This window comes from Pyrococcus yayanosii CH1, assembly GCF_000215995.1.
Lineage (GTDB): Archaea > Methanobacteriota_B > Thermococci > Thermococcales > Thermococcaceae > Pyrococcus > Pyrococcus yayanosii.
In genome coordinates, this window is record NC_015680.1 from 1553330 (window position 1) to 1566966 (window position 13637).

Sequence of the window (13637 nt, forward strand, 5' to 3'; positions counted from 1 at the left end):
CTTTCTCTCCATGGTTAATGGTTAGGGAAAGGGCTTAAAAGCCTGCCGCCCATCTCCTTTCATGCGGCCCCTGCTGGCTTTCTTCACAAGGATACCTGCACGTGGGGAGCTTGAAGAAGCAAGGAAAGACATTTGGATGTTACCTCTTCTGGCACCGATTACGACAGCTCCCGCTGCGGTAATACTTTACTTCCAACCACCGTTCGCGAACGTGTTGGCGGTCTTGGCCCTTTACCTGACCATTGGCCTGCTTCACCTTGACGGTTTAGCTGACTTCGCTGACGGTGTTATGGTTAAAGGCGACCGCGAAAGGAAGATAAAGGCTATGAAGGACGTTAATACAGGGATAGCGGGCCTCTTTGCGGCTGTCATGGTATTGCTCATTCAAGCGGAGACGCTCTCCGTTCTGCCCTTCTACGCCCTCTACTTGGCGGAGCTAAACTCGAAATTCGCAATGCTTCTTGCCCTTGCCACGAGGCGGCCGCTCGGCCAGGGTCTTGGAAGGTTCTTCATGGAAGGAATGGATGGAGAAAGGCTCCTCTTGGGGACGTTCCTTTACGCGCTTCTCCTTGCTCCCGCCGTGATTTATGATTCCCGAGCCTTGCTGGTAGTTGTTGGGCTTCTGGTAGGTGCCTACACGATAAAGCTCGCCCTAGATAATTTTGGGGGCCTCAACGGGGACTGCATTGGGGCTGTTGCAGAGGTTACGAGAGCAGGAACGCTATTGACATTGGCAGTTGGGCTGTGTTAGGGCTGTATCCCCGGAATCACGTTAAGCTCATCCAGTTCCCTATCCACGATGGCCGCGTAGGGTATGTAGCCGTGCTCCAGGGCCTTTCTGCGGAAGTCTAAAATTCTCGCCAAATTATCCTCATTTCTCGTTCCATCGTCAACGTAGTCCACCACAAGCACAATCTTTCCGGCATTTACCATCTTGTCGAGGCGTGATACCTTTTCATCCTTCCAGGGGCTCGGTTCAAGCCCATTGTAGAAGACGTCTTCGGATGCCCAGCCGGAGACGACCTTTAAGAGCTTCCCGTCGTCGTAGTCAAGGAGTCTCTCGCCGTTTTGTGGGATTATCATAAAATTGGGTCCCACTTTGGTTCTGGTGTAGTTGGCTATCTCCAGGATGAACTCGATCATTCTTTTCGCCGTCCAGTTTTCGTCGTAGCCTTTTTTCGCCCAGTATTCGAACTCGTCAACTCTGTCAAGGTAGACCCCCATAAATCCCTGGGCTATTATCCTGTCGAGGTACGAGAAGATGATGTTTTTCCACGCTTCATCCCAGTATTTGACCGCATAGCATCCTGACCACTCCGGATTTTCTTCCCCAAGCCACGCTGGTGGGTTCTCGTTCCACTCCTCCCGCCAGTAGAATCGGTAATCCTCAGCTTCACCGATGCTTATGTAAGCGATGGGGATAATTCCTGAATTCTTGAGCTTCTCGATGTCCTCCCTGGAATAGGCTCCCTCGTCCGTTCCGTCGCGCGAGTAGTCGATAACCACGAGGTCGAAGCCGCTGTTGGCTATCTCGTCTGGGTCCGCGTTCTGGAACTGGTAGGCCCAGCTCTTAATGCTCTCTATTTGTGGAGCCTTGGTTAGTTTCGGTGTGGTGTATATTGTATGGTCTCTGTGTGGGTTACGGTAGTAGTCATTGTATGGGTAACAGTTTTTGTTACAGTTAAGACCCTTGTAACGGTATTGGGTGCCTCTGCTTTGGGGGAGTGGTGCTGGGCCGAAATGCACGCCGACACGCCAACCACCAAGACTGTCAGGAGCATGAGAAGCAGCTTTTCGACACTCATATTTGACTTGTCATCTCCCGCATACTTTAAATTTCACCTCAACAACATCATGTTTAAATCGCTGGACAAGGCACAAGCAATCTAGGTTACTGGAAAAGAATTAGGGGTTCGACGCCCATGAGAGTTCCGATAATAATCCTTGCCGGTGGAAAATCGATGCGTATGGGGCGAGAGAAGCCTGTTCTTAGGGTGGGGGATAGACCAATGCTCCTCCGGGTCTACGAGGCGGCCGAGAAAGTTGGGGAGGTGCTGGTGGCCGTCTCAAAGAACGCTCCAAAAACGCGGGAGCTGTGCCTTAAAGAAAAAATTCCCTTCGTCGAGACGCCTGGCAGTGGATATGTGACTGATGTTCGCTGGCTCCTACGGGAATTTGGGCCGTTCATAAGCGCTCCTGCCGATGTCCCCTTCGTCAAGTTCTCCGACTTCTACGCCTTCTTAAAGACCTTCGACGGAAGGACGAGCCTTACAGGTGTCCTACCTCTCCGCCTTGTCCCCCGGGACCTGAATCCCCTCATCTATCGGGGCTACGCGATCGTTGGCCTAAACGCGGTGGCGGAAGAAGGGGAAGAGTTCTTCGAGCTGAGCAACCCGCTATTGGCGCTGAACGTTAACACTCCCGATGACTTAGAACTTGCGAGGAAGATTGCCTTTCTTTTGAAGTGATTAGAGGCGACCGCTGGGCTGAGTACTTGAGACAGGATGCTTTTCGCGTGATTCGAATAATATTCAATAACAGCTATCTCACCTAAAAATGCTGAGATATTTTTCTTTTGGGCAAATGGTGGGTTGTGGGGGGTTTGGAGGGTTTTAGTAATGTTTTGTTGGGGGATGAGAGCATTCCTTTCAACCCAAACCCTATTGAAATCGTATCTTTTCCCAATTACTTGGCTAGAAGGTTTTAATTTTTGATTTAATTGGTTGAGAAACCGTTGGAAGCCTCATGATCACTTTCGATCATTGAAATTATAGGGTTTTTTAGAAGCTTTTTACCAAAAGTTTTGACTTCTCAAGACTGCATTTCAAGCCCTCTCAAGGCCTTGTTAAGACCCCCTCGCCAAAAACATTATAAAATCCAAGACTCCTAAGAAGAGTATGGGGGAAGACAAGCAAAAAGCCCGCCTGTTCCAATAAGACTCAAAGAGAATAAGAGAATTGACGAGGCGAGGCCAAAAATATCTTTCATAGCCTTGGCTCGTCTCTTAGAGCTCTGAAGGTCTTATCGTACTCCTTCCGCCCGCAAATATCTCCATCCTTCTTTCTGCGCGCTCCATTAACTCTATCGCCTTCTCCGGCATGCCGTCTTCACGATTTCCTCGAGCATTCCAAGCTCTTCCCTTAACTCTTCTTTTGCCTCGATAGGATCTATGTAATCGTCAAAAAGCCCGAGCAGTTTCTCGCAGTTTTTTCCAGAGTTTCTCCCACTCTTAATTGATGTTCATTTCATATCACCGCCTTCCGGCTGGCCGAACTCGTTAAAAAGTATGGTAAAAACCAAAAAGTTTGCTAAACTTGTCGAGTCAATTTTGGATATTCGACAAGTTACTGTCGCATCTAATTCCTAAACCTGGCTAGGTTGTCATTTCGTTTGTTATTTATCTATTGATTTTTTTAGTTAGTTCATCGTTTCACCACACTTCTTCCCGAGTAATGGATATTATGTCCAAACATCCAAAGGGAAAGTTTATAGGCTGTAGCCACAATTGAAGGATCTGGACAATTTATCCAGGTGGTCAAGATGGAGATAGTAAAGAAGGACATCATTCAGGAGTACGCCAGCTGGAGCAACCTCGACGTTCTGGAGAATGCCAACCGCTATCCTGGTCCGACGGGCTTCTTCGCCTACGTGATGGAAGAAGCTCTGAAGGAGAGTATCTTGCTAATCCCTAAAGGGGGAAGAGAGGCTCACTTCTCCGGAGACATCTACATCCATAAGCTTCCCTACAGCCTTTACATACCTTACTGCACCGGCCACAGCACGGCGAGGCTCCTCGAGAAGGGGCTCAAAACCCCGACGATAGCGTCGAGGCCGGCCAGGCACTTTGATACCTACGTGGATCATATAGCCAACTACCTCATCACCATGCAACACCACTTCAGCGGCGCCCAGGCTCTAAGCTCGGTCGAGTGGTACGCGGGGCCGTTCATAAGGAAAGATGGCCTCGACAGGCGTAAAATCAGACAGCAGATTCAAAGGCTGGTCTACAACCTCAACTACCCGAGTAGAGTTGGAATGCAGACACCCTTCACCAACTTCACCGTAACGCTCGACACCCCGAAGAAGATGCTCGAGGGCGACCACGCGGTTTACGATGGTAAAAAGCTCGAACCCCTCGGTGAATACGAGAGGGAAGCGAAGGAATTCTTCATAGCTCTGACCACCGTGAACCTGCCGAGACTCGCCCTGAAGGCCAGAGGGGACGACGATAGGTTCTGGGAGGAGTACGAAAGAATCCTCGAAACCGTGAAAATGACTACCGACTGGTTCCGTGAGCGCTACGTGAGGCTGATAACGAACTACCGCCAGATGTACCAGATGATCCACCTCTATCTTGAAGAGTTCCCGAGCAGTCACTTCAATACCATTGGAATCCTCGGCCTTCCAGAGGCTGCTGTCATTTACCTTAACGAGCCTGAACTCTGGACTGAAGGGAGCAGAAGGGGCTGGCTTAAAGCCGCGGAGGTAATGAAGGAGATGGTAGAATTCGCGACGGCCAAAGCAAGGGAATGGATGCGGAAAACCGGGACGCCCTGGAATGTCGAGGAAGTTCCAGGTGAGAGTGCGGCCGCAAAGCTCGCCATAAGGGATCTCCGCGAGTTCCCCGAGCTCAAAGAGTACCTCAGCGATCCAGAGAACTCCATTTATTCAACCAGCGTAGCGCCCTACTACGGCTCCCTCGAGTTAGCTGATAGGATACGCATAGAGGAAAAGGTTCAGAGGAGCTTCACCGGCGGGGTTATGATGCACATCTTCCTCGGAGAGGAGCCTGACCCGGAGGCACTTGCAAAGCTCACCAAGAGGCTCATGAAGACAGACCTCGTCTACTGGAGCTACACTCCCGCTGTAACGGTCTGCAACGATTGTAAATTTTCAACCACAGGCCTTCACACCCACTGTCCGAGATGCGGAAGCGAGAACGTCGAGATATGGAGCAGGATTATCGGCTATTATCGCCCGCTCAGGAACTGGAACCCCTTCAGGAAGAAGGAGTTCTGGATGAGGAGGCACTACTCCTCCTGATTTCTTTTTGGAGGTGGTCCAATGCTCACGAGCGGCTGGAAGAGCGTCAGCATGGTTGATGTTCGCGGCAAGGTTACCTTCACCCTCTGGCTCTGCGGCTGCAATCTGAGGTGCCCCTTCTGCCACAACTGGCGCATCGCTGAAGGCCTTGACTGCTTCCCCCTCGACAGAGAAGCCCTCCTCGGGGAGCTTGAATCGAGTTCGTTTTTGATAGACTACTTCCACGTCACGGGTGGCGAGCCGCTGATTCAATGGTGGGAGCTGAGCTCGCTCTTCGCCGGGGTGAAGCTCCTTGATGTCCCAATTAGCCTGAACACCAACCTCACCCTGGTGAAACCCCTCGAAAAGCTCCTTAATGTCGGGCTCGTTGACCACATCGCGACCGACCTGAAGGCGCCACCCGAGCTGTACGGTCTCCCTACCGGGGCTACTGAGAGACTCTGGAACCTTTTCTTCAGGGGGCTTGAGGTCGTCTCTGACCACGGAATCCCGCTTGAACTAAGAATCCCGGTGGCGAGGGGGCTCAACCAGTGGCCCTACATCGAGGAAGGGCTGAAGATAATAAACACTGACTTCCGCGTCGTCCTAAACCCTCTCGTCGGAAGACCCCTAACTAACCTGAGGGACGAGAACTGGTGCTCTCGGCACTGCTGGCCTAGGAAAGAAGTTTATGAACTCAAAGAAAAACTGGAAGGGCTTTCTGAAAGTTTACGTCAGCAGTCTCTTCAAAAACCCAATGGGATCAAGCGAACACAATGGAGGCAATGTAACCGAAAAATTTATAAATAGTCCAAAGGAACCTATGACTGGAAGCAACATCAGGTAACTAAAAGCTTCCGATAGATAAAAAAACTAAAAGAGAGGAGGTGGGGGAAATGGCCCAGCTTGCAGGCCAGCCCATACTTATACTCCCCGAAGGGACTCAGAGGTATGTCGGTAGAGATGCCCAGAGGATGAACATTCTCGCCGCTAGGATCGTCGCCGAGACCATCAGGACTACCCTTGGACCAAAGGGCATGGACAAGATGCTCGTGGACAGCCTTGGTGACATCGTCATCACCAATGACGGTGCCACTATTCTCGACGAGATGGACATCCAGCACCCTGCTGCCAAGATGATGGTTGAGGTTGCAAAGACCCAGGACAAGGAGGCCGGTGACGGTACCACCACCGCTGTTGTCATCGCCGGCGAGCTCCTCAGGAAGGCTGAAGAACTGCTCGACCAGAACATCCACCCGAGCATTGTCATCAAGGGTTACACCCTTGCTGCCCAGAAGGCCCAAGAGATACTCGACAGCATAGCCAAGGACGTTAAGCCCGACGATGAGGAGATACTTCTCAAGGCCGCAATGACTGCAATCACGGGTAAAGCTGCTGAGGAGGAGAGGGAGTACCTTGCCAAGCTTGCCGTTGAGGCCGTTAAGCTCGTCGCCGAGGAGAAGGACGGCAAGTTCAAGGTTGACATTGACAACATCAAGCTCGAGAAGAAGGAGGGCGGTAGCGTTAGGGACACCAAGCTCATAAGGGGTGTCGTCATCGACAAGGAGGTTGTTCACCCCGGCATGCCCAAGAGGATTGAGAAGGCCAAGATCGCCCTCATCAACGACGCCCTCGAGGTCAAAGAGACTGAAACCGACGCCGAGATAAGAATTACAAGCCCTGAGCAGCTCCAGGCCTTCCTCGAGCAGGAGGAGAGGATGCTCAAGGAGATGGTCGATAAGATCAAGGAGGTTGGAGCAAACGTAGTCTTCGTCCAGAAGGGCATTGACGACCTCGCGCAGCACTACCTCGCCAAGTACGGAATACTGGCAGTGAGGAGGGTCAAGAAGAGCGACATGGAGAAGCTCGCGAAAGCTACTGGAGCAAAGATCGTTACCAACATCAGGGACTTAACTCCAGAGGATCTCGGTGAGGCTGAGGTCGTCGAGGAGAGGAAGGTTGCTGGAGAGAACATGATCTTCGTCGAGGGCTGCAAGAACCCGAAGGCAGTAACGATACTCATCAGAGGTGGAACAGAGCACGTCGTCGATGAGGTCGAGAGGGCCCTTGAGGACGCCATCAAGGTCGTCAAGGACATCCTAGAGGATGGAAAGATCGTCGCCGGTGGTGGAGCTAGTGAGCTCGAGCTCGCAATCAGGCTCGACGAGTACGCCAAGGAGGTCGGCGGTAAGGAGCAGTTAGCAATTGAAGCCTTCGCCGAGGCCCTCAAGGTCATACCGAGGACTTTGGCTGAAAACGCCGGTCTTGACCCAATCGAGACCCTCGTGAAGGCCATCGCCGCCCACAAGGAGAAGGGCCCGACCATCGGTGTTGACGTCTACGAGGGCGAGCCTGCCGACATGATGGAGAGGGGTGTCATCGAGCCCGTCAGGGTCAAGAAGCAGGCCATCAAGAGCGCCAGTGAGGCGGCAATAATGATCCTCAGGATCGATGACGTCATCGCCGCCCAGAAGCTCGAGAAAGAGAAGGAGGGCGAGAAGGGCGGAGAAAGCAGCACCGACACAGACACTGAGTTCTGAAGCCCTCTGACTCTTCTTTCTCCTTCCGATATTTGCCCTTAGTTGCCTGCTTCTGAACCGGAAACCGTATAAATTGGTGGTGTCACTTCTTCTTGGGGGAGCATGGTCCGGATTGGAATAATAGGAACGGGGCTGGCTGGTCTCACCGCGGCCATAGCCCTTGCTGAGAAAGGATTCGAGGTTACCGTAATCGGACCGGGGCCCAGGTATTCGAACTCCTATCTAGCTCAGGCCGGAATAGCCCTGCCAGTGCTGAAAGGCGATTCTCCAAGGGCTCATGTCCTTGACACGCTGAGGGGTGGGAAGTTTCTCAATGATGAGGCCGTCGTCTGGAACGTCATCTCAAAGGCTTCCGAAGCCTACGACTTCTTGATATCCCTTGGCGTCCAGTTCACAGAAAACGAGCTCGAGGGCGGCCACTCCTTCCCCCGCGTCTTCACGATAAGGAACGAGACCGGCAGGCATATTATGAAGCTCCTCTTCACTCATGCAAAGGAGCTGAACGTTCACTTCGTCAAGGGGATAGCCGAAGAGCTGGCCGTCGTGGGCCGCAAGGCGATCGGAGTCTTTATGGAGGGAGAGCTCTGGAGGTTCGACGCCGTTGTCATTGCAACGGGAGGTTACTCTGCCCTCTTCAAGTACACGGCTGGCTCCTCCCTAAACCTTGGAACCCTAATAGGGGACGCGGCCCTCAAGGGGGCACGGCTCAGGGACTTGGAGTTCGTCCAGTTTCATCCGACAGGCTTCGTGGGAAAGCACGGCGTTAAGCTCATAAGTGAGGCCGTAAGGGGAGCCGGTGCGAAGCTCGTAACCGGGGATGGAGAGCGGTTCGTCAACGAGCTCGAGACGAGAGACGTCGTCGCGAGGGCGATATACCTGAAAATGCTTGAAGGGAAAGGGGTCTTTCTTGACGCCACGGAGATAAAGGACTTCAAGTCGAGGTTCCCCGGGATATACGCCTTCCTGAGAAAGGAGGGCATAAACCCGGCCAGAGACCTCATACCTGTGACCCCCGTAGCTCATTACACCATGGGGGGCGTGAACACCGATATATGGTATAGAACGGACATAGAGAACCTCTACGCCATAGGAGAAGCGGCGGCTAACGGCTTCCATGGGGCCAATAGACTTGCCAGCAACTCCCTTCTGGAGTGTGTTGTGAGCGGTCTTGAGGTTGGAAGAACAATAGCGAGGGACAGGCCAAGGGGGGAGGTCGTAGGAGAGCCGAGGTATGAGGGGTTCGAAGCAGGAGACATCGAAGGGCTAAGAGAGCTCCTCTGGAATCATGCGGGCATCGTGAGGGATGCAGAAGGGCTCAGAGAGGGTCTCAGGAAGTTGGAGGGCATTGAGGCCGACCCAAGGCTGAAGCTCCTTGCAAGAGGAATCTTAGAATGCGCCCTGACAAGGGAAGAAAGTAGGGGAGCCCACTATCGCACTGACTTTCCCTTCACGAGGGAGGAGCTCAGGAAGCCGAGCTTTTTTGACGGGAAGTGCAAGCTTGGGTAAAAAGAAACGGTTTAGTAATGCCTTCTTAAAAAGAGGAAAAGGGAGACCCAAAGAGTAACTCCAAATTGACTTCCTTTTCGCACCTGAAGGGCGAGGCTTTCAAAAGAAAAATGTAAAAGAAAGAATTGCGAGCTTGACTACCTCAGCCACTTCTCCATCCATCCGACTATTAGCTCAAGCCTCCTGACCCTGTGCTTCGGCTTACCAGAGCGGCTTAAGTCGTGGTTCTCTCCTGGAAATATTGCAAGTTCAACTGTCTTGCCGAGGTGCCTGAGGGCCGTGAAGAGCTGGAGTGCCTCTGGGAGCCAGCAGCGGTAGTCCTCCATCGAGTGAATTATCAGTAGGGGTGTCTCTATGTTCGGCGCGTATTTCAGTGGGCTTTTGTCCCAGTAAGCTTGGGTGTTGCTCCAGGGATCACCTCCTATCTGGTCGGGCGCGAAGTAGTAGCCGATGTCCGTTGTGCCGAAGAAGCTCACCCAGTTGGAGATGGAGCGTTGCGTAACAGCGGCTTTAAAGCGGTTGGTGTGGCCCACTATCCAGTTTGTCATGAAACCGCCGTAAGAACCGCCGGTGACCCCGATTCTTTCTGCGTCGATGAAGTCGAAGCGCTTTAACGCCTCGTCAACGACCTCCATTAGGTCTTGATAGTCCCTTTCGCCATAGCGCCCCCTGATGTCCGCAAACTCTTCGCCGTAGCCGTCGCTTCCCCTTGGGTTGGAGAAGATCACGACGAAGCCTTTCGCTGTTAAAACGTGGAATTCATGCATGAAGGCATAGCCGTAGGCTGTCTTTGGCCCGCCGTGGATTTCCAGAACGGCCGGATACTTTTTGCCAGGCTTGAAACCAACGGGCTTCATTATCCAGGCGTCTATCTCTGCGCCATCACTTGCCCTGACTTTGAAGTGCTCGGGCTTTGAAAGGCTGTATTCTCTTATCCAGCCGTTGAAGTTCGTGACCCTCTTCTCCTTCCCGTCACGCAGGACGTAGAGCTCGAGCGGGGTAACAGCATCCTGGGCGGTGAAAGCTATGTAGTCACCGATGGAGAAGCTTTCAACGCTCTTGTCTCCTCCAACGATGCGCTCTATCTTTCCTTCGAGGTTAACCCTGAAGAGGTTTGCTCTAGGACCATCGGTGGCCACGTAATAGACCCAGCTATCTTTGAAGACCAGCTCGGCCCTCTGTGGTCCTCTCACGTCGCTGTTCAGGGAGTTGTAGGCTGTTCTATCCAAGCTATTGGTCAGTTTTCTGAGCTCGCCCGTCTTAGGATTGTAGTGGTATATATGGGCGTTCGTGGGTATTCCACGCTCGAGGGTGTTCGCTTTGAGGATGAATGTCCCGTCGTCGAGCGGGACGAAGTCGAGGATCCTCCATTTGCCTAGTGTTAGTCTCTTGACCTTCCTGCCCTCCAGAACGTAGAGGTCGCTTATCATGGGCCTCTTTTCCCTGTCTTCTTGAGCGGTGAAGTAAAGCTTTCCGCCGTGGAACCTTATCGTGCTGACGTGGAGGTTCTTGGGTGTTAAGCGCCTCTTCCTCCCGGTTTCAACATCCACTAGGTAAACGACGTTCCTCTTCCCATAGACCCAGCCAAGCCCGTTAAACCAGAAGGGAATTTCCTTGATGATGTGAACGTCGTCTTTACCCTTCTTCTCAACGTCGATCGGAGTTACAACTGCTATGCTCTTCCCGTCCTCGGTGAAGCGGAGGTCCGTTATTCCGTATTTAAACTTGGTCAAAAGCTTAGCCTCACCGCCGTCCGTTGGGATGACGTAGAGCTCGGCCTCCTTGCTCTCCTTTTCGCGTTTCGATGTAAATGCCACCAGCTTTCCATCTGGCGAAAAGCGCGGGTTGGCATCTTTTTTTCCGGCTGTGAAGGGCTTAACTTTCCGACCGTCGTAGAGGTAGAGCTTTGAGAAGTAGTCGTTTTCTTGAAGATTTATTTCTGTAACTTGAAAGACCAGCTTCTTGCCGTGGGCGTCGAGATTGCCAACGAGCTTGAACTTTTCGAGGTCCTTGATTTCGAGCCCTTTCATGAGGGCCACCGGATGAGATAGGGCCTTTTTCGTATAAAAAGTTTAGCGTTTCGGTGAATATCTCAATGAGTTCACTGGGGACGGGGAGATTTGGGTTCTTATCCCGAGTGGGGAATACCTTTAAATCCTGATCTTCGAGCATTCATAGGGTGATGAAGGATGGCGGAGGAGCTAATCGAGGTTAAGATACCCAAGAGCCTCTATGAGCGCATAAAGGCGAGGATAGAGGGGACGGGCTTTGAAAGCGTTGATGAGTACGTAACCTACGTCCTTAGGGAGGTCCTGGCGAGCCTCGAAGAGGAAGAGGAGGAAGAGGTCTTCAGCGAGGAGGAGGAAGAGAAAGTCAAGGAGAGGCTCAGGGCCCTTGGCTACCTCGACTGAGGTGGTGTCATGGTATCAAAGCCCCATGGTGGCAGGCTTATACGCAGGATAGTCGCAGAGAGAACCCGCGAGAGGATACTTAGTGAGCAGCATGAATATCCGTCCGTTCAGATAGATCATGGCAGGGCCATAGATATTGAAAACATAGCTCACGGGGTTTATTCGCCCCTAAAAGGCTTCCTGACGAGCGACGACTTCCAGAGCGTTTTAGATAATATGCGCCTGAGCAACGACCTTCCCTGGACGATTCCCATAGTCCTCGACATCAAAGAGAAAACCTTCGACGAGGGTGATGCGATACTCCTCTACCATGGGAATCTGCCAATAGCGAGGATGCACGTGGAGGAGATATACACTTATGACAAGAAGGAGTTCGCCCGGAAGGTCTTTAAGACCACTGACCCTAACCACCCGGGCATCGCCAAGGTCTATTCCCTGGGCGACTATCTTGTGGGGGGAGAGATAGAGCTCCTGAATGAGGTTCCTAATCCCTTTGCCCAATATACTCTTCGGCCCATCGAAACTAGGGTTCTCTTTAAGGAGCGTGGCTGGAAGACGATAGTTGCGTTCCAGACGAGGAATGTGCCACATCTTGGCCACGAATATGTTCAGAAAGCTGCCCTCACGTTCGTAGACGGCCTCTTCATAAATCCGGTCCTCGGCAGGAAGAAGAAGGGGGATTACAGGGACGAGGTTATCATAAAGGCCTATGAGGTGCTCTTTGAGCACTACTATCCCAAGAACGCCGCTGTCCTTGCCACCGTAAGGTACGAGATGCGCTACGCTGGGCCTAGGGAGGCTATTCATCACGCCATCATGAGGAAGAACTTTGGAGCAACGCACTTCATCGTCGGGAGAGACCACGCGGGGGTCGGCAATTACTACGGTCCCTACGAGGCCTGGGAGCTCTTCGACGAGTTCCCTGACCTCGGCATAACGCCGATGTTCATCAGAGAGGCCTTCTACTGCAGGAAGTGTGGTGGCATGGTGAACGCGAAAATTTGCCCTCACAGCGAGGAGTTCCACGTCAGAATCAGTGGCACCAAGCTCAGGAAGATGATAATGAGCGGTGAGAAGCCGCCAGAGTATATGATGAGGCCTGAGGTCTACGAGGTTATAAGGAGCTTTGATAATCCCTTCGTAGAGTGAAGCTAGATGTTGCCCTTTAATTTTATCTTTCGTCAATGAGACTCCCTGAAGGAACTTAAATGGGGGAAGGGTGTTGGCCCTCATTATCCATCATTGGGACACGGACGGCATAACAACTGCGGCCCTCCTCGTTAGAGCACTTGAGCTTGGGGATTTCAAGAACATGACACCACCGATAGGGGAGTTCCGGTTCGATGGAAAGATTTGGGCGGCTATCGAAAGGGCAGATAAGCTTTACGTCCTCGACTTAAATCTCCCCCAAGAGGTCGAGAAAGTTCCCGTCGAAACGCTCTTCATAGACCACCACATCCAGCCGAGGATTAAGAATCCGAGAGTTAGGCAGGTAAATCCAGCCCTTGAAGGGAAGCATTATCCTTCGGCATCATTGGTAGTCTCGGAGCATTTCGGAATATTCAATGCCTGGAGCGCCCTTGGTGCTGTGGGTGATATAGGTGAGAAAGCCTTCGAGTTATCTCGTGTTGAGGAGCTTCTAAAGGGGGAGGGACTTTCAAGGGAGGACGCCTTAAAGCTTGTCGAGCTGATTGACTCGAACTACATTGTGATGGATAGAATGGCGGTTGAGGAAGCTCTTCATGTCCTTTTAAACTATGAGCTTAGAGAATTGCTCGAATATGAGCCGTGGATTAGGAGGGTGGAGGCAATAAAGGAGGCTGTTGAGGAAGTTATGTCGAGTGTTGAGGAGAGAAACGGCTTCGCCATAGTTGATTTCGAGAGCCCCTTCAACATAATCTCGAAGGTGGCCAGAAAGCTCGTGTGGGAGAAGGGTTACCGGGGTGCAGTCGTCGTGAACCGCAACTTCCACGGAAAGGCTCAGGTTTACTTCAGAGTCTCACCGAAGGAAGCCGAGAGGATAAGTGTTTTAACTATAATCGGGAAGCTGAGGGGTCTCGGGGTGAACGCGGGCGGTAAGAGGGAGGTAATTGGTTGTATCTGCGAGAGGGGGAAGCTTGATGAAGTTTTGAGTGTAATCGATGCTTACCTGGGGTGA

General features: G+C 52.2%; 11 protein-coding genes. 9 read left to right on the forward strand and 2 right to left on the reverse strand.

Features of this window, described 5'->3' with window-relative positions:
• The first annotated feature begins 61 nt into the window (after nucleotides 1–61).
• Nucleotides 62–751, forward strand: coding sequence for an adenosylcobinamide-GDP ribazoletransferase (gene cobS / locus PYCH_RS08540; RefSeq protein ID WP_013906459.1), 690 nt, complete (start codon nucleotides 62–64; stop codon nucleotides 749–751).
• On the opposite strand, the gene PYCH_RS08545 is transcribed toward cobS, so the two are convergent.
• Nucleotides 748–1746, reverse strand: coding sequence for an MJ1477/TM1410 family putative glycoside hydrolase (locus PYCH_RS08545; RefSeq protein WP_013906460.1), 999 nt, complete (start codon nucleotides 1744–1746; stop codon nucleotides 748–750). The genes cobS and PYCH_RS08545 overlap by 4 nt on opposite strands.
• Nucleotides 1747–1922: 176 nt before the next feature.
• Between PYCH_RS08545 and PYCH_RS08550 the strand changes: the two genes are divergently transcribed.
• From PYCH_RS08550 to PYCH_RS08570, 5 genes are all read left to right on the forward strand, one after another.
• Nucleotides 1923–2468 carry a GTP--adenosylcobinamide-phosphate guanylyltransferase gene (locus tag PYCH_RS08550; RefSeq protein WP_013906461.1) on the forward strand — a complete coding sequence of 182 codons (546 nt, stop codon included), beginning with the start codon at nucleotides 1923–1925 and terminating at the stop codon, nucleotides 2466–2468.
• 1072 nt (nucleotides 2469–3540) lie between these two features.
• Nucleotides 3541–5043 (forward strand): anaerobic ribonucleoside-triphosphate reductase, encoded by a 1503-nt coding sequence (nrdD, locus tag PYCH_RS08555; protein WP_013906462.1) that lies wholly within the window; start codon nucleotides 3541–3543, stop codon nucleotides 5041–5043.
• Nucleotides 5044–5064: 21 nt separating this feature from the next.
• Nucleotides 5065–5832, forward strand: a complete 768-nt coding sequence (locus tag PYCH_RS08560; RefSeq protein WP_013906463.1) for an anaerobic ribonucleoside-triphosphate reductase activating protein — start codon at nucleotides 5065–5067, stop codon at nucleotides 5830–5832.
• An 86-nt stretch (nucleotides 5833–5918) separates the two neighbouring features.
• A complete protein-coding gene (gene thsB, locus PYCH_RS08565) occupies nucleotides 5919–7562 on the forward strand; it encodes a thermosome subunit beta (protein ID WP_013906464.1) in 1644 nt (547 codons plus the stop codon).
• A gap of 102 nt (nucleotides 7563–7664) precedes the next feature.
• On the forward strand, nucleotides 7665–9068 hold the full coding sequence (locus tag PYCH_RS08570) for an L-aspartate oxidase (protein ID WP_013906465.1): 1404 nt from the start codon (nucleotides 7665–7667) through the stop codon (nucleotides 9066–9068).
• 137 nt (nucleotides 9069–9205) lie between these two features.
• Here the strand turns inward: PYCH_RS08570 and PYCH_RS08575 are convergent, their stop codons facing one another.
• Entirely contained in the window at nucleotides 9206–11098 is a 1893-nt protein-coding gene (locus PYCH_RS08575; RefSeq protein WP_013906466.1) for a S9 family peptidase, read from the reverse strand.
• A gap of 159 nt (nucleotides 11099–11257) precedes the next feature.
• Here PYCH_RS08575 and PYCH_RS08580 point away from each other — a divergent pair, with 159 nt between their 5' ends.
• The 3 genes from PYCH_RS08580 to PYCH_RS08590 all read left to right on the forward strand — a co-directional run bounded on the left by PYCH_RS08580 (nucleotide 11258) and on the right by PYCH_RS08590 (nucleotide 13637).
• The gene (locus PYCH_RS08580; protein ID WP_013906467.1) at nucleotides 11258–11479 is read left to right on the forward strand and encodes a hypothetical protein; all 222 of its coding nucleotides are present in this window, start codon (nucleotides 11258–11260) and stop codon (nucleotides 11477–11479) included.
• 9 nt (nucleotides 11480–11488) lie between these two features.
• Nucleotides 11489–12628: a sulfate adenylyltransferase gene (gene sat, locus PYCH_RS08585; protein WP_013906468.1), complete on the forward strand. Its 1140-nt coding sequence runs from the start codon at nucleotides 11489–11491 to the stop codon at nucleotides 12626–12628.
• Nucleotides 12629–12701: 73 nt separating this feature from the next.
• Entirely contained in the window at nucleotides 12702–13637 is a 936-nt protein-coding gene (locus PYCH_RS08590) for a single-stranded-DNA-specific exonuclease RecJ family protein (RefSeq protein ID WP_048058414.1), read from the forward strand.